This window comes from Algoriphagus taiwanensis (assembly GCF_036245645.1).
Classification (GTDB): Bacteria; Bacteroidota; Bacteroidia; order Cytophagales; family Cyclobacteriaceae; genus Algoriphagus; species Algoriphagus taiwanensis.
The window spans coordinates 66,110-82,587 of sequence record NZ_BTPE01000002.1; the positions used below are offsets into that span (position 1 = coordinate 66,110).

18 protein-coding genes are annotated in these 16,478 nt (G+C 43.8%); 13 read left to right on the top strand and 5 right to left on the bottom strand.

Annotated features, from left to right (window positions below; genetic code table 11):
* Positions 1–28: 28 nt before the first annotated feature.
* Positions 29–856: a universal stress protein gene (locus AAA938_RS02470; protein WP_338227035.1), complete on the top strand. Its 828-nt coding sequence runs from the start codon at positions 29–31 to the stop codon at positions 854–856.
* On the opposite strand, the gene AAA938_RS02475 is transcribed toward AAA938_RS02470, so the two are convergent.
* The 3 genes from AAA938_RS02475 to AAA938_RS02485 are packed head-to-tail and all read right to left on the bottom strand — an operon-like array spanning position 853 to position 4,431.
* Positions 853–2,529, bottom strand: coding sequence for a Na/Pi cotransporter family protein (locus AAA938_RS02475; RefSeq protein ID WP_338227036.1), 1,677 nt, complete (start codon positions 2,527–2,529; stop codon positions 853–855). The two genes, AAA938_RS02470 and AAA938_RS02475, sit on opposite strands and share 4 nt — an antisense overlap.
* Before the next feature lie 48 nt (positions 2,530–2,577).
* Positions 2,578–3,504: a DUF6089 family protein gene (locus AAA938_RS02480; RefSeq protein WP_338227037.1), complete on the bottom strand. Its 927-nt coding sequence runs from the start codon at positions 3,502–3,504 to the stop codon at positions 2,578–2,580.
* Positions 3,505–3,555: 51 nt separating this feature from the next.
* Positions 3,556–4,431 carry a mechanosensitive ion channel family protein gene (locus AAA938_RS02485; protein ID WP_338227038.1) on the bottom strand — a complete coding sequence of 292 codons (876 nt, stop codon included), beginning with the start codon at positions 4,429–4,431 and terminating at the stop codon, positions 3,556–3,558.
* Positions 4,432–4,609: 178 nt separating this feature from the next.
* On the opposite strand from AAA938_RS02485, the gene AAA938_RS02490 reads away from it, so the two are divergent.
* Genes AAA938_RS02490 through AAA938_RS02505 form a run of 4 tightly spaced genes read left to right on the top strand, consistent with a single transcriptional unit; the run spans position 4,610 to position 9,203 of the window.
* Positions 4,610–6,151, top strand: coding sequence for a GNAT family N-acetyltransferase (locus tag AAA938_RS02490; protein WP_338227039.1), 1,542 nt, complete (start codon positions 4,610–4,612; stop codon positions 6,149–6,151).
* Positions 6,133–6,705 (top strand): KdsC family phosphatase, encoded by a 573-nt coding sequence (locus AAA938_RS02495; protein WP_338227040.1) that lies wholly within the window; start codon positions 6,133–6,135, stop codon positions 6,703–6,705. Before AAA938_RS02490 ends, AAA938_RS02495 begins: the two co-directional genes overlap by 19 nt.
* Positions 6,705–7,553: a 3-deoxy-8-phosphooctulonate synthase gene (kdsA, locus tag AAA938_RS02500; protein WP_338227041.1), complete on the top strand. Its 849-nt coding sequence runs from the start codon at positions 6,705–6,707 to the stop codon at positions 7,551–7,553. The genes AAA938_RS02495 and kdsA overlap by 1 nt, the downstream gene beginning before the upstream one ends.
* Positions 7,554–7,562: 9 nt before the next feature.
* The gene (locus tag AAA938_RS02505; RefSeq protein WP_338227042.1) at positions 7,563–9,203 is read left to right on the top strand and encodes a L,D-transpeptidase family protein; all 1,641 of its coding nucleotides are present in this window, start codon (positions 7,563–7,565) and stop codon (positions 9,201–9,203) included.
* A 1-nt stretch (position 9,204) separates the two neighbouring features.
* On the opposite strand, the gene AAA938_RS02510 is transcribed toward AAA938_RS02505, so the two are convergent.
* Complete coding sequence (locus AAA938_RS02510) at positions 9,205–9,894, bottom strand: murein L,D-transpeptidase catalytic domain family protein (RefSeq protein ID WP_338227043.1); 690 nt, start codon at positions 9,892–9,894, stop codon at positions 9,205–9,207.
* Positions 9,895–10,193: 299 nt separating this feature from the next.
* Between AAA938_RS02510 and AAA938_RS02515 the strand changes: the two genes are divergently transcribed.
* The 8 genes from AAA938_RS02515 (at position 10,194) to AAA938_RS02550 (ending at position 15,687) form a co-directional block, all read left to right on the top strand.
* Positions 10,194–10,604: a 6-pyruvoyl trahydropterin synthase family protein gene (locus tag AAA938_RS02515; RefSeq protein ID WP_338227044.1), complete on the top strand. Its 411-nt coding sequence runs from the start codon at positions 10,194–10,196 to the stop codon at positions 10,602–10,604.
* A complete protein-coding gene (gene folE / locus AAA938_RS02520; RefSeq protein ID WP_338227045.1) occupies positions 10,564–11,268 on the top strand; it encodes a GTP cyclohydrolase I FolE in 705 nt (234 codons plus the stop codon). The genes AAA938_RS02515 and folE overlap by 41 nt, the downstream gene beginning before the upstream one ends.
* A gap of 112 nt (positions 11,269–11,380) precedes the next feature.
* Complete coding sequence (locus AAA938_RS02525; RefSeq protein ID WP_338227046.1) at positions 11,381–12,061, top strand: SDR family NAD(P)-dependent oxidoreductase; 681 nt, start codon at positions 11,381–11,383, stop codon at positions 12,059–12,061.
* Positions 12,062–12,131: 70 nt separating this feature from the next.
* Positions 12,132–12,395 (top strand): hypothetical protein, encoded by a 264-nt coding sequence (locus AAA938_RS02530; protein WP_338227047.1) that lies wholly within the window; start codon positions 12,132–12,134, stop codon positions 12,393–12,395.
* 21 nt (positions 12,396–12,416) lie between these two features.
* On the top strand, positions 12,417–12,860 hold the full coding sequence (locus AAA938_RS02535; RefSeq protein WP_338227048.1) for a hypothetical protein: 444 nt from the start codon (positions 12,417–12,419) through the stop codon (positions 12,858–12,860).
* 32 nt (positions 12,861–12,892) lie between these two features.
* Complete coding sequence (locus AAA938_RS02540) at positions 12,893–13,486, top strand: flavin reductase family protein (protein WP_338227049.1); 594 nt, start codon at positions 12,893–12,895, stop codon at positions 13,484–13,486.
* A 63-nt stretch (positions 13,487–13,549) separates the two neighbouring features.
* Positions 13,550–14,545, top strand: a complete 996-nt coding sequence (locus AAA938_RS02545; protein WP_338227050.1) for a ligase-associated DNA damage response exonuclease — start codon at positions 13,550–13,552, stop codon at positions 14,543–14,545.
* A 137-nt stretch (positions 14,546–14,682) separates the two neighbouring features.
* A complete protein-coding gene (locus AAA938_RS02550) occupies positions 14,683–15,687 on the top strand; it encodes a phosphotriesterase family protein (protein WP_338227051.1) in 1,005 nt (334 codons plus the stop codon).
* Between the two features lie 12 nt (positions 15,688–15,699).
* On the opposite strand, the gene AAA938_RS02555 is transcribed toward AAA938_RS02550, so the two are convergent.
* Positions 15,700–16,302 (bottom strand): hypothetical protein, encoded by a 603-nt coding sequence (locus tag AAA938_RS02555; protein WP_338227052.1) that lies wholly within the window; start codon positions 16,300–16,302, stop codon positions 15,700–15,702.
* Positions 16,303–16,478 lie beyond the last annotated feature (176 nt).

Sequence of the window (16,478 nt, forward strand, 5' to 3'; positions counted from 1 at the left end):
TTAGGCAACGAACCAATCCCAACTAACCATGAAAACGCTAGTAGTTCCTTTCGATTTTTCAGTTTACTCGCTTGCAGCCCTCAAAACTGCTCAGAGAATCAGTACGAAGATGGATGCCCGAATCCTCTGCGTGACGGTGATTCCTTCGGAGGTAGATTGGGATTTGCTTAGCGATGATGCAAAAAACAAGTATCCTGACTTGATTCAGGAAAGGCAGGAAGCAATCGATGTCCTTCCGGAATATATCCGCACAGTCGCACCGGCCAAAGCACAGATCGAGCCGGTGGTGAAAATTGGCGTACCCCATGAGCAAATAGTCCGAGTAGCAGATAAAAACAAAGCCGATATGATCATTATCGGTGCCTACGGCAAAGGCTATCAGGAGGGAAAATTCATCGGTTCTAATCTTCAAAAGGTGTTGAGAAATGCAAATTGTCCCGTTTTGGCGGTCAAAGAAGCCTTGGATGGCAATGCTTTCAGAAAAATAGCCTTCGCCACGGCTTTTGATGCTTCTTCCAAACAAGCCTTTTCCAACATTCTTCCTTTAGCCAAAGCTTTCAAAAGTTCCGTTCATCTGTTGCATGTGAACACACCGGAGCATTTCACCAATTCTACAGATTCTGATCGTGAAATGGCGGAATTCGCCAAAGGCCACGAGCAGTTTGTCATTCATCGGCATGTATTCAATCACCAAGATGCAGATGAGGGAATTGTGGCTTTTTGTGCTGAAAAGGGGATAAACCTAGTTGTCTTGGTTTCTTCCAACCGCAAAGGCAGTTCTTCCTACGTGATTGGGACCACCGAAACGGTAATCTTTAAATCTCCTGTGGGAGTACTCAGCATCAAGTCAAGTTAGGAGCCATTTCCGTTTTCTTGAGTTTGGAAGTCCAGGACTTGGCTGATTGGGTGCTGCAGATGTACGACTGCAGCACCTATGTTTTTTAATCCCTGAAATACCTGCTCTTCGATATGGATCAATGTGGAAATCTGGACCTCGGGTGATTTTTTTTCCATCTGTTCATAGACTTTTTCAGTGAGCTGTTTTTGCCACTTTTTCAGTCCGTGAAATTGCGCTTCGATCGCCTTGAGTGCATCTTCTTTTTCCAAGGCTTCATTCACTTGGCTAAAAATATGAGTCACTTTGGTCCTGACTTCCTTCAGTACAAATTCGGCTACAGGATCTTCCGAATTTTCCAATTCCTTCAAATTGTGGAGAATATCTTTGAAATTTTTGGCTGCATAGATCAGCAGCCTAGTGGTCAAAGTATAGGATGCATAGAGGCTGGCCGACTCATCATCCTGGATTTTCTTTTGCAGCTGCAGGTTGAATCGGGTGATTTCTTCTTCGATTTCTTTCAGATGGGCATACTTCACATCAAGGTGCCTGGACTCCCGGATGAGCCTTGCCCAAATCGACTCCTTCTGTCCATCTGACCTTCTTGTGCCTTTGACGATGAGAAGGATAAAGTCCTGCACCTTTTCCCATAACTCCAGATTCTCTTTTCGCAGTGCCTCTAGTGCCACTTGGGGGATTTCCGGATCGGCTTTTTGGATGTATTCCGTGGGAGAGTTTTCCTCAGTTGCCTGGAAGTTTTTCATCAGCCATTTTTCCAGTTTGGGTAAAAACGGATAAAAAATCAGGATTCCTGTGGCATTAAAGAAGGTGTTGAAAAAAACCAGTTGGATCAACTCCCCCGAATCCGGCAATAGGGACTGGATCAGATGAATGCAGGGATTCACAAAGGGGAAAAAGATCAAGCCTGTGGTCAGATTGAAGACAATATGGCTGATTGCCAACCGTTTTTTATCGGGCTTGCCTCCAAAAGCGCCCAAGCTGATGGTCACTGTGGTCCCGATATTGGCGCCAATGATGACTGCAGCACCTGCTTCGATTCCAATAACCCCGGCATGGATGGCACTTAGTAGAATCACCAAGGTAGCTGAACTGGATTGGATCAGGGCGGTAAGGATGATGCCGGTGAGGAGAAAGACCCAATTCCCATAATCGGCGAGTTGGGAAAAATCTACCCGCTCTGATAGATCCTCAATGGCTGTTTTCATCAAATTCAAACCAAAAAAGAGCATGCCAAAGCCCAAAACAATCAATCCCAAAAAGGATAGGATCGGTCTTTTGGAAAATGTCAGGTAAGTCAGTGTTCCGATGCCAATAAAGGGGTAGGCAAATGCGGAAACCGATATTTTGAATCCCAGCAAGGCTACAATCCACGCGGTCATGGTGGTGCCGAGGTTTGCTCCCAAGATGACGGAAATCGCCGAGCTCAAATTGATCAATCCAGCGCCGAGAAATGCCAAAACCATCAAGGTCACCAAGGAGCTGCTTTGCAAAATGGCTGTGGTCAGAGTACCTGCCAATATTCCTTTCCAGGGCTTATTGGTAAATCCCTGCAAAAATCGACGGAAAGTAGGGCCTGCCATTTCCCGAAACCCATGCTCCATCTGAGACATGCCCAGAAGAAAAAGGGCAAGTCCGGCCAGAAACAGCCAGAAATCTGCAGATTGACTTTCCATAGTTATTTGCTTCTTCTCCTTCCTTGCTGTAGAAGAGGAGGCAATTGATTACCAGAATCGGAATCTCTTTTCGTAAATTCTGTCACGGAAGATCCAGTTATCCCAAATGTCTCTTGACAGGAATATTTCCACTCCCACATTTAGGGTCATGTATCCATCGTATCGATGAGTAAGACCCGAGCCTCTTCGGATTCTTCCGCGGTTATTCAGGATAGCTTGCACATCCGGTTCCCCGTTGTCCAGCATAAATTGGGGATTGCGTATGGCTAATCGTAATCTATCCGGGTTTTGACCGGTGACATAGTCATTGACCAAATCCAAATAGAATTCGCTTACATTAAATGCAGAAATATCATCCATGTAATCAGTCAAGGTAAAGCGATAGTTGCCTTCTACTTTGAGATCCATGTAGACATTGAGCTTATACTTGAAGCCCAATCCCATAGGGAAAACCATGATGTATTTCTCGTAGGGATTATTTTCCAGCTGCAGAGGTCTCAAGTCAATCCAAGTGCCGTTGAGTTCAGCCTGCGGATTGTTGGTAGATACACCTATCCCAAAGAAGATGTAGGGGTTCCAAAGGTGTCTGGTAATGTTATTTAACTTCACCGGATGCCAGTAGTATTCTACTATCCCGGTCAGCTCCATGTTGGAGGCCCTAAAGTGGAGGTTTCTTGGATATCTGAAGGCTCTTGGGTCTGAAGGAGGATCTGAACCGGACATTTTATAATAGGTAAACTCCCCCCGTGCCTTAAGATGAGTTCCGAAAATATAATTGACCGAAAAGCTAGCATTCCAGTCAGGCTGCACCCCTTCGTTGTATTTCCAAAAAGAATAAAGCTCTCCAAAGTATTGGGTAGGGCCAATTCCTGCAGAAATTGACCAAGGTTCTTCAAAGCGGTAGCGATAAAAACTTTGGGAATAAGTTTGACTTATCCCCATTCCTAAGAAAAATACAAATAGAAACTTTTTCATGCTAAACCCTTTCCCCTGCGCTACTATTCGGAAAAGATCAGGAAAAATAGATTAATTATCCAATTTTTCAAATCCTGACCTCAAGTGCAAGTCCCGCTGTGGGTACGGGATTTCTATTTTTTCCTCCGAAAACCTCTTGAAAATTTCATAATACAATTGGCTTTTCAGTACCAAAGGTTTGTTTACATACTCCGATGTCCACACCCGGAGGTTGAAATTAAGACTGCTGTCACCATAACTTTCAAAAAGGACATCCGATTCAGGAAATTTCAAGACGCCGGGATTGGTAGAAGCCACTTCCAAGAGGATTTTCTTCACCTTTTCCGGATCTTCTTTGTAAGAGACACCTACAGGGTAATTGAATCTGACCTTGCGCTCGTTATGCGACCAGTTGATCACCTGACTGTCAATAAACTGACTGTTGGGCACGATGATGCTGATATTGTCATTGGTCAAAATAGTTGTGGATCTTCCCGATATGGAAATGACATCTCCGTTAATTCCCCCTACTTCTATCCGGTCTCCCACCTTGATGGGTTGTTCCAGGAGTATGATCAATCCGGAAATAAAGTTGTTGGTGATGTTTTGCAAACCAAAACCGATACCCACACCGATAGCACCTGCCAAAACTCCAAATGCACTCAGGTCGATTCCATTGGTCTGGAGAATGGAAAAAATACCTGCCAGGATGATTACGTATTTGACTATGGTGCCAATGGACTCTTTGGTGCCGATTTCAATCTCCCTTTTGTGAAGGATTTTTTTGACTATCAACTTTCTTATCCATTCCGCACCTACAAAAAGCAGGGTGAATGAAACAATCAGAGTCAAAATCAAACCTATGGTCAACTTGGTTTCTCCCAAAGAGAAAATATTTTGATTGATTATATTCTCCAGCCACTTCCAAAAGTCCTGCGTTTGATCCATATGTTTTCGCTAAGTATAGGGGATTAAACTTTAATTTAGTTGGGTAAAACTATCCAAACTTTGGGCAATAAACCAGAAATCTTTTTCCAGATCGGCATATGCGAAATATTGTTTTGATTTAGCCTTTGCAACCTTGGTGATTTAAAATAATTGTCTGAATTCTTGTAATTTTGGGACTATGAGTAAGCAAAGAGAAGAATTAGAGCATCGGCTCAAGCTAAGAAATATCAAGCTCTCGGATTACGAGGATATACGGGAAATCATGGTTTCGATTTATCGAAATCAGGGAGGGGCCTGGACCAAACAAGAGCTTAAAAACCAAATAAAAGCCTTTCCTGAAGGTCAGATTTGTATTGAAGACAACGGCAAAGTCATTGCCGCCGCACTGAGTATTATTGTGGATTATGGCAAGTTTGGGGACAATCATACCTACGATCAGATTACCGGTTTTGGAAAATTTGACACCCATGATGACGAGGGAGATACCCTGTATGGGACTGATGTTTTTGTGCATTCCGATTATAGGGGAATGCGATTGGGCAGACGACTCTACGATGCCCGAAAGGAGCTTTGTGAAAATCTAAACCTAAGGTCAATCATCGCAGGAGGGCGGATTCCCGGGTATTCCAAATATGCGGACGAAATGACTCCGCGCAAGTACATCGATTTGGTCAAAAACCGGGAGATTTTTGATCCTGTGCTTTCATTCCAGTTGGCCAATGAATTCCACGTACGAAAAGTAATCACCAAATATCTTCCTGAGGATACGGATTCCCGTGCCTACGCCACTCTGCTCGAATGGATCAATATTTATTACGAGAAAGAGGAGAAACTTATTGGTAACAAAAAGTCTATCGTGCGCCTTGGATTGGTGCAGTGGAAGATGAGAAGATTCTCAAATGTGGACGACCTGATGCAGCAGGTGGAGTTTTTTGTGGATACGGTCTCGGGGTATAAATCCGATTTTTGTCTATTGCCTGAATTTTTCAATGCGCCTATGCTCGCCGAGTTCAATGATATGGACGCCTCTGAGGCAATCAGGAATCTGGCTGACTACACGGACGAGATTGTTTCCAGAATGAGTGATTTGGCTGTATCCTATAATGTGAACATCATCGCAGGCTCTATGCCGGAGTACGATGGGAAAAAACTCCGAAATGTGAGTTATCTCTGCCGAAGAGACGGTACTCAGGATAAGCAATACAAATTGCATATCACTCCGGATGAGGCAGCTTATTGGGGGCTTCAGGGAGGAAACGGAATCAATGTATTTGATACAGATGCGGGACGGATCGGGATTTTGATCTGCTACGATGTGGAATTTCCTGAGTTGGGAAGAATCCTTGCCGAGCAAGAAATGGACATTCTTTTTGTGCCTTTCTGGACAGATACCAAAAATGCTTTCCTCAGAGTTAATACCTGTGCCAAAGCACGGGCCATCGAGAATGAGTGTTATGTGGCCATCACCGGCTCGGTAGGTAACCTTCCCAAAGTGGAAAATATGGATATCCAATACTCCCAATCTGCGATTTTCTCTCCTTCGGATTTCTCATTTCCTCATGATGCCATCGTAGCACAGGCTTCCGAGAACGCGGAAACCACTATTGTGGCAGATGTGGACTTGGATTTGTTGACCAAGCAGAGAAAAGCCGGTAGTGTAAGAAATCTCGAACAACGTAGATTGGACCTTTATTCGATTCAATGGAAACAGAAAAAATAATTCAAGCTTATTTTGCCCATGTCCCTGAGGCAGTTTGGGAAAAAGCCTATCCCATCAAGGTTCTCATCACCGATGTGGATGGAGTACTTACCGATGGAGGTATTATCTACGATGACTTTGGCACTGAATACAAAAAATATAATGTCAAGGATGGATTGATTGTGCAGCATCTGCGCAAGTCAAAAATTCTCGTGGGTGCTATCACCGGAAGGCAGTCTCAGGTAGTCGAAAACCGATGTGAAGAACTCCGGTTTGATTTTCACTACCATGGCATCAAAGACAAAGCAAAAAAGCTCCGAGAAATCCTGGAGACAATGGAAATCGAGCTCCATGAAGTGGCTTACATTGGGGATGATTTGATTGATTTGCCTATTTTGACCCAAGTGGGCTTTTCTATCGCTCCTCAGGATGCATTGCCTTACGTCAAGGCAGCAGTAGATTATGTATCTCCTCTTGCGGGAGGCAAAGGGGTTTTCCGAGAAGTGGGGGATATTCTCCTCCATACCAGAGGCCAATTGGCCCCATTAATTGAAACTTTATCCCAACAGGAATAATGAAAATAAATACACAACCCATGCAAATCCGAGAAGGAATCGTCCTAGGGTCTGAAAAACCAGTCCTTTTTGCCGGGCCTTGTGCGGTAGAGAGTTTGGATATTTGTCTGGAAATCGGAAGCAAAGTCAAAGCTTGGGCTGAAGAGCATGGATTTTCCTATGTCTTTAAAGCCTCCTTTGACAAAGCCAATCGAACCTCCTCGGGTTCATTTCGGAGCATTGGAATGGACAAATCTTTGGAAGTTTTGCAAAAAGTGGGAAAGGAACTCAATGTTCCCTTGGTCACTGATATCCATGAATCTTACCAAGCCGCTGAAGTAGCCGAAGTGGTCGATGTATTGCAGATTCCGGCCTTCCTATGTCGACAGACTGATTTGTTGCTCGCTGCAGGAAATACCGGAAAGGCCGTCAAAATCAAGCGGGGGCAATTCATGGCACCAGAAGATATGCAGTTTGCAGTGAAAAAAGTAAGATCCACGGGCAATGAAAATGTATGCTTAACCGAGCGGGGCTTTTCTCTGGGTTACCACAATCTGGTGGTGGATATGAGAGGTTTGCCAATTATGCGACAATTTGCCCCTGTGGTTTTCGATATTACGCATTCGGTACAGCAGCCCGGAGGGCAGGGAGGAAGCAGTGGAGGACAGCGGGAGTTTGCGCCGTTTTTGGCTAGAGCAGCTGCAGCGACAGGGATTGATGGATTTTTTATAGAAACTCATCCTGAGCCTGCCAAAGCACTGAGTGATGGACCTAATCTAATTCCTCTTCATAGAATGGGCGACTTCCTGAAGATGCTCAAGGAATCCTGGGAGTTGGGAAGAAAGTATCAGGATTTTGCTGTTGAATAATCGCCTTTTATGAAAAACCCGGTCCTAACTCTTCTTTTCTGGTTTTGTGTTTCCACAGTTTTTGGAAGGCAACAACCAGCATCCATCCAAGATCAAATCCGATCCATTTTAGAATATGAAACGCCTGGAGATCAATTACTGATTTCAGGTAGGCAGTTGGATACCAGTCCTTTTATTCATTCATTTTATGTGGATAGGAATTTTGAAGAGGTTTGGACCAAAAATGGTGTGCTGTTGGAATTGGCCTACGAAATGAGGCACGAAATCAAAGAGTCCAAATATGACGGTTTGGATCCCGAGGATTACGAATTGGCTTGGATTGAAGCTTTTTTTCAGACCTTTGAGGCCAATAAAGAATCAAAACAGTCCAATGAGGCCGGAGATTTAGCTGCCTTGGATTTGCTCTTATCCAATGCCTTTTTCCAGCTTTCTGAGGACTTGGAAGTCGGAAAGATCGATCCTTCACGATTAAAAGGAGAATGGGAGATTGAGAGAAAGGGAAGTCGGGTAGATCATTTTGCCTTGTTGAAAAAGGCGGTAGCTGAAAATGATATCCGAAGAAACCTTCAGGCTCTTTATCCCAAATTCACCATTTACAAACGGAGCAGGGAGGTAATCCGCTCCCTCGAGCAAAAATCCAAAGAAGACTCCCTTGATTGGAAAACCTTGAAAGTGGATAAATCCATCAAAGTGGAAGATGTGCACTCTTCTATCCCTTCGTTGAGACAGAGGCTTCAGTTTTGGGGATACTTGGAGTCGGCTTCGCCTGTTGATCCTAAAACTTACGATTCCTTGATGTTTGAGGGGGTGGTTCGTTTTCAGGAAAAAAACGGAATGGAACCGGATGGGATTATCGGCAAAAATACCGTGATCGCCCTCAATGCATCTCCTTCTGCCCTAATTGATAAGGCAAGGGTAAATATGGAAAGGCTGCGTTGGCTGCCTGATACGGTTCAGAATATTGAGCTGATTGTGGTCAACATTGCCAATTTTCAGTTGGACTACCTGAATAATCTGGATACGATTTTTACTTCCCGGGTCATTGTCGGGAAGCGATATCATGAATCTCCCATTTTCAGGGCCGAAATGAGTTATTTGGTTTTCAGCCCCTATTGGAATATTCCTTATTCCATCACCAAGAATGAAATTATTCCTGCGGTAAGAAAAAATTCCAATTACCTCCAAAACAAAAACATGGAGGTGATCACCACTTCGGGAAAACCTGTAAATCCGAGCACTATCGATTGGTCTTCCAAATCCTTTCCTTATCTCATCCGCCAAAAGCCAGGAGGAAGCAATTCCCTGGGCTTGGTGAAATTTATGTTTCCTAATTCCTACAGTGTTTACATTCACGATACTCCGGCTCGCTCCTTATTTGAAAGGGAAGACCGGGCTATGAGTCATGGTTGTATCCGTCTGCAAAATCCCGCGGCCTTTGCCCAGCTGCTTTTGAGAGATGATCCCTCTTGGACGCCTGAAAAGATCGATGCAGCCATGCATCAGGAAAAAGAGCAGATTGTCAATTTGCCGAGAAAAATACCGGTAGTACTGCTTTATCTCACGTTTTGGGCTGATTCCAAAGGACAGCCCCATTTCCGTCAGGATATTTATAACCGGGATGCGGAAGTTTTGGCTTTGCTCAAAAAATAAATCAATCCTGAATGTATTCGGACTGATTGAGGTATTCCTCCTGATCAGCAAAAATGAAAAGAAGTGATCCGTCTTTAATCAAATCGATGACTTCCTTGGAAAGTTCTGAAGGTACTGCAGGACAACCTAGACTTCTGCCAAGGCGGCCTGACATTTTGGCGACTTCTTCGCGCGCATAGTCGGCACCATGGATGACAATTGCCCGGTTTCTTGCCTGATCATTGATGCCTTTTTCCAGCCCGTCCAGTCTGAGCGAGTATCCATGCTTGCCAAAGTAAGTTTCTCCTGTTTTGTAAAAACCAAGGCTGCTTTGGTAGGATTCGGGTCGATTGGAAAACTTCTCAGCCATCAGCATTCCTGAGTTCCTTCCATGAGCTACCACCGTGTTTAGAAGGATTTTTCCTTGGGTGAGATCAATGACCCATAGTCTCTTTTCAGTAGATGGAAGAGAGAAATCAATCAAGGTCAAAACCTGCTTTTCCAGCTCTTCTTCCAGGTTTTCATACCCGTCCAATGCAAAATCCAAGGCTTCTACTGAGGGGATGTTTTCATAGCTTTCGCTCAAATGATCCCAAATGATTTCACTTTTGCTTTTCTCCACTTCAGGTGAATGGTTTGCAGGTATTGGTAAAGGAGGGGTGGAGGTGAAGATCCAGATGAGGGGCAATAGGATTCCCTGGAAGGCGGACATGAGATTCGTTTTTGGGGTGAGACTTTAAAGGTAGGTTATTGTCCAGAAAATCAAATACTTTGCCAGAATAATTGAACTTTCCATTTTGTCAGTACCTTCCCAAAAGTGAACCAATTTCAGGACACTTGCCGTTTTAGCTTTGGTATAGGAAAAAGTTGAGCTTGGCTCTGGAAGTTTATATCTCTACTTTTGCCTTCCAGAAAAAAATAATCCTTTGATATGCAGGGAATTGCTGATGTTGTTTAAGAAAAAATGAAAATCGTTAAACAAAAATTTAATTTACCCTGTTTCTACCTTCAATGAAAGTATCCGTATTTCGAAAAGAGCATTTCAACGCAGCACACAGACTCTACAATCCATCTTGGACTGACGAGAGAAATCAGCAGGTTTTCGGTAAATGCAACAATCCCAATTTCCATGGCCACAACTATGATCTGATAGTCCAACTGAAAGGGGAAATCGATCCTGAAACAGGCTACGTATATGACATGAAGGAGCTCAGCGATCTGATCAAAGAGCATGTGCTAAATAAATTTGACCACAAAAACTTAAACTTGGATACCGATGAATTCAGAAATCTCAATCCATCTGCTGAAAACATTGCAGTGGTTATTTGGAATATTTTGAGGGAAAAAATTGATCGGCGATTCGAACTAATCATTCGACTTTATGAAACAGAAAGAAACTTTGTTGAATACGATGGGAATTGATATTGCCCGCGCTTCCTTTGAGGAAATTGGTGAAGAGCATGTAGGAACTTCTTTCGAAACTCCTCTCAGAGAGGATGCCTTCGAAATGGATGACGACCTCAAGGTGGAGCTCATCGAGAAGCACTTTCGTGAAATCATGAATATCATGGGGCTAGACCTGACTGACGACAGTTTGAAAGGTACGCCTCACCGAGTCGCCAAAATGTATGTGAAAGAGGTGTTTTCCGGCCTCAATCCAAAAAACAAACCGGCAGCCAAGCTTTTTGAAAACAAATACAAATACAATGAGATGCTAGTGGAGAAGGACATTACTTTCCATTCTCACTGCGAGCATCACTTTGTGCCGATTTACGGAAAAGCGCATGTCGCCTACATCTCCAATGGTAGCGTAATCGGATTGTCCAAGATCAACCGGATCGTGCAGTATTTCTCTAAGCGTCCACAGGTGCAGGAGAGACTAACCATGCAGATCGGAAATGAATTGATCGAAGTATTGGGAACTCAAGACGTGGCAGTCATCATGGATGCGTATCACATGTGTGTGAGCAGCCGTGGAGTGAATGACACCAACAGTTCTACAGTGACTTCTTTCTTCTCCGGAAAATTCAAACATGACGAACAAAGCCGCAATGAATTCTTGAAGTACATCAGCTTAGAGAAGTAATTCGAAGCGCAAACTAGACCAACAGGAAGCCGGGCATAAAATCCCGGCTTTTTTTGTTAGTAATGCAAACAAAAGCCCTTTTTATTGATTTTATGATAAAACAAAAAACGAAATGAAGGATAAAAATATAGTAGTAATCGGAGGGAATTCTGGGATAGGAAAAGCAGTGGCTTCAGCTCTCAGTGATCAGGGCGCAAATCTGTTTCTTTACTCAAAAAGCGGAGAAGGTACTACGGCATTGGACATAAGCAGCGACTTTTCAGAGATTCCAGGATTACCCGAGAAAGTGGACGGAGTGGTCTATTGTCCAGGGACGATTAACTTAAAACCATTCCATCGGATTTCGATAGAAGACTTCAAGAATGAAATGGAAATCAATTTTTTTGGAGCGGTAAGAGTATTGCAGGCTTGCATGAAGGGCTTGAAAAAGTCGGATTCACCATCGGTGGTTCTGTACAGCACAGTAGCAGTACAGACAGGAATGGGATTCCATGCAGGAATATCTTCAGCAAAAGGTGCAATTGAGGGATTGACCCGATCATTGGCAGCAGAGTGGGCCCCTTCCAAAATCCGGGTTAATGCCATCGCCCCATCTCTGACTGAGACTCCATTGGCATCGGCTTTACTTTCCACCCCTGAAAAGAAGGAAGCGTCTGATAAGCGTCACCCCTTGGGAAGGATTGGTACTCCTGAAGACATGGCTTCGGCAACCCTCTTTTTGCTGTCTTCGCAATCCTCCTGGATGACCGGGCAAATTCTTCATATAGATGGAGGAATGTCCAATTTGAAATAATCTCAAAACAATTTTACCCCAAATATTGTCTCATAATCGGGTACGGTCCCGAGAAGAACGAGCTGTGAATATGAAGACACCACCTGAATCATTCCTGTTGTTTAAGGAAGAATTGAGGAAGGCCCAATTGGAGAAAGAGAGGCTAAAGCAAGAGTACGAAATGAGGCTGGCAGAGGTCAATAAGGAACTTTGTCGTCTCAAAGAGCAGATTCAGTCCCAGCAAGACATGATGCGGACCACCTTGGAGTATGCTTCTAATTTAGAGACCCGTCTATCGGAATTTCAAGATGAGGTCAAAATTTCCCAATCTCAGCCTAGAAAAACAGTGTATTAACCCAATCCCTCAATTAAAGCCATGAATCAAACTCTAAACCCTTCCGAAATCCAGGACTTCGAGATAGCCTTTGAGGAACGCTACGCGAGGGTATTGGTCAGTGCTGAAAAGAAGATCATCATCTGTGAATTGTTGGCCGATTACATTCCCATCGAGGATTTCCAGTCGGTTTTCCTGCAAATCGGTGAAATCGTAAAAGCAGGTGATTTTGAGAAGTTTATCTTTGACAAAAGATCCCTGAGGGCATTTCATCAGCCCACTATGGAGTGGTATTTCATCCACTGGAAAAAAGATATGCTCGCCTTTGGATTGAAAACTCATCGTAAGATTCTCCCTGCCGAAAAGTGGTTTGAAAAAATGGTTCAAATCGCCAAGGATCAGATTTTGCAAAACTATCCGGATAATATCATCGATCAGCTGGATATTAAATATTGCGACAGCATAGAGGAGGCCATCGTCAAATGATCCGGTATTTTTCTTCTGAAGCAATAATGGATATGGATTCTTTTTTCAGAAGAAATCTGATCAATTGCCTTTCAGGTTACAAAAGCCTAAACCTCATTGCTACGAAAAACAAAAAGGGAGTCACCAACGTGGCTCCCTTTTCTCAGGTATTCCACATCGGTGCAGCTCCACCTTTGGTCGGTATTCTTTTCAGGCCTCATACAGTCAAGCGAGATACTCTGGAAAATATCCTCGACACCAACTTTTTCACACTCAATCACGTCACTCCTTCTTTTTATCAGGAAGCCCACTGGACGGCTGCTAATTGGGAAGGAAGTGAATTTGAGGGTACAGGATTGGAAGAGGAGAAGAAAGGGGATTTTTTTGCTCCCTTTGTCAAAGGAAGTCCGCTGCAGCTTGGCTGTAGTTTAGTAGAGACTCAGACCCTTCAGGTAAATCAGACCGTTCTGGTCATTGGAAGTATTGATCATATTTATATAGAAGAAAAAGGGCTTCGCAAAGATGGATCTTTGGATCTCAATGCGCTTGAAACGGTTACTGTGAGTGGTTTGGATGAGTACCATATCGGAGAAAAGTTGGGTAGATTAGCCTTTCCAAAACCGGGAGTAAATCCAACAGAGCTTTAGGCCTCCTTGGCTTTTAATCCCTTGGAGGAATCATTTGTTTCTGTTTTCCAATAAAACCTGAATTTGCAACTCCTCGAACTCACCGATTCCGGACTTTTTTGTCCTCCCGCGGGGATTTTCATAGATCCATGGAGGCCTGTTGATAGGGCAGTTATTACGCATGCCCATTCCGACCATGCCCGCTGGGGGATGAAGCATTATTTGGCACATCGGGATTCAGCAGAAGTCATGAAGTTACGCCTAGGTGCAGAAATCAGCCTGCATACGCTGGATTACCAAGAAAAATTGGATATCCACGGAGTTAAAATCAGTCTCCATCCTGCCGGCCATATTCCGGGTTCGGCACAGGTAAGGCTAGAATTTCAGGGAAAAGTGGCTGTGGTCAGTGGGGATTATAAAGTCGAAGATGACGGGCTTTCCACACCTTTTGAGCCAGTGAAATGTCATGAGTTTGTTTCTGAATGCACGTTTGGTCTACCGATTTACAAATGGGAGTCACAGGCCGAGATTTTCTCCCAAATCAATTCCTGGTGGAGAGAAAATTCAGCTGAAGGCCGAAATTCGGTACTTTTTGCCTATTCCTTGGGAAAAGCCCAGCGAATCATCCAAAATCTGGATCGGGAAATAGGAGAAGTTTTTGTTCACGGAGCCATCTGGAATACCAATCAAGCCCTGATTGCTAACGGAATCCCTATTTGGGATGTGCCCAAAGTGACTCAGGATATTCCGAAAAACAGATTTAAAGGTGCATTAATTATCGCGCCACCATCAGCAATGGGTACACCTTGGATGCGGAAATTTTCCCCTTATCGGACTGGAATCTGTTCCGGCTGGATGGCTGTACGCGGCTCGCGAAGGAGAAGAGCTGCTGATCGTGGATTTGTGCTTTCGGACCATGCGGATTGGGAAGGATTGGTCCAAGCGATTACAGCTACTGAAGCCGAAAAAGTTTACCTGACTCATGGCAGCACGGCTTCCTTCGGCCGGTTTTTGCAGGAGGAGAAAGGAATAGACGCGGTGGAGTTGCAGACACTTTTTGGAGCCGAGGAAGTGGAATAAGGAATTTGTCCGATGCTGGAAGTCGGAAGACAGATGTTTGCAGCAGAATTAAAGTCCTCTGTAAAATCAATTTTAAGGTACTGGGATTTTGTTGACTTAGCCCATAACTTGATAACCTATAAACCAATTTTAAGGCAATGCTCAAATCCCTAATCTCGATTCTCATTTCCCTAATTTTCATTTCCTGTCAAAATCCTCCTTCAGATTCTATTGACGATACTATAAATACAGTCACTGGGCCGATCCTGATCGACTCAATGGGTTTGACCTTGATTCACGAGCACATGCTGGTTGATTTTATCGGGGCAGATTCGATCAGTTCGGATCGATGGAACCGGGACTCGGTCGAAAAGAAAGTTCTTCCTTACCTTCTGGAAGTCAAAAAACATGGGGTTCGGACTATCCTGGATTGTACTCCAAGCTATTTGGCCAAAGATCCCTTGCTTCTGAAATCCCTGAGTGAGAAATCAGGAATACAAATCCTGACCAATACCGGATTTTATGGAGCAGTGGGAGGGAAATACCTTCCCGACTTTGTCCAAACAGAAACTGCCGAGCAACTTGCTGAGCGATGGATAGCCGAATTTGAAAATGGAATCGAGGGAACGGGGATCAAACCGGGTTTTATCAAGATTTCTGTGAATGAGGCAGATCCGCTTTCGGCAATCGATCAAAAGCTCGTGCGAGCCGCAGCCATCACCCACCTAAATACAGGTTTGACCATCGCCTCTCATACCGGAACTTGGAATACCGCCATTCAGGAAGTGCGGATTCTTCAGGAAATGGGAGTGGAGCCCTCTGAATTTGTGTGGGTGCATGCCCAAAATGAACCCGATTTTGCTAACTATCAAACAGCAGCCGAAATGGGAGTTTGGATCAGTCTGGATGGAATAGGTTGGGCAATTGATCCCTACGTGGAGCGACTGCTTTTCGCCAAGGAAAAGGGAATACTTGGCAATATCCTGATTTCCCATGATGCGGGTTGGTATGATCCTGCTAAGGCAGGAGGTGGGGATTTCCAGCCTTTCACCAATATTTTTGAAAAGCTGATCCCAATCCTGAATGAAAAAGGGTTTAGGGATGAGGACTGGAATCAGCTTTTAATTGAAAATCCTAAAAAGGGCATTCAGTTATTTAATTAGCAAAATTTGAATCTAATTCTTTCCAAGTCCAAATCGCAACTTGTAAGTCAAATTGAAATACCAAGGAAAAATTTCACCCACCCCATAAGCAGAGATACTCACAGCATTTTTAATGTTTGGATTCTTTGACTTCCATTCTGCTTCCAGTTCTGCCAGAAGGCCAAGTCTTTGGTACTTGTTGACAGTGTAAGGCTGGGTCGGGGCCCCGGTAAAGTAAAGGGGCTGGAAGGTATCTCCTCCAAGCTGAAGAGAGGGTCCTATGGCAAAGGCCAATTTGAAACCAGAAGGCCGTTGGAGGATATCGTATTTGAGAGTTGGACTAATAAAAAGTCCTGAGGATTGATCCTTGTTCTTTCCACCTGGTTCTTGTGCCAGTGATGTCGGTGAAGTGGAGAATAAGGATTGATAAAAAGTTAACCCCAGATTAAATGAAGTCCTTTTTCTCAAGTTGACATTCAGCTCATTTGAAAAATTTACTCCCCAAACAGAGTTCGTCCTATCCAAAGTTGAGCCTAGACCAATAGTGTACTGTATCTTTGGTTTATCCTGTCCTAGGGACACAAGTGGGAGATAAACCAAAAATAAAGAGACCAGAAATAGTCGATTTGTTTTCATGATGATTTTCGTTAAAAGTTAGTAAGTCAAACATCCGAAAGAATTTATTAATCAAAAAGAAGGTTTTAATTCTTTTAACTAAACAATTGTTAAATTGATGATGGTGATAATTTTTCAATTCTCCTATCTTTCAATTTTCAAATCCCTCCCCAAATTTTCTTTGCCGAATTTTAGTA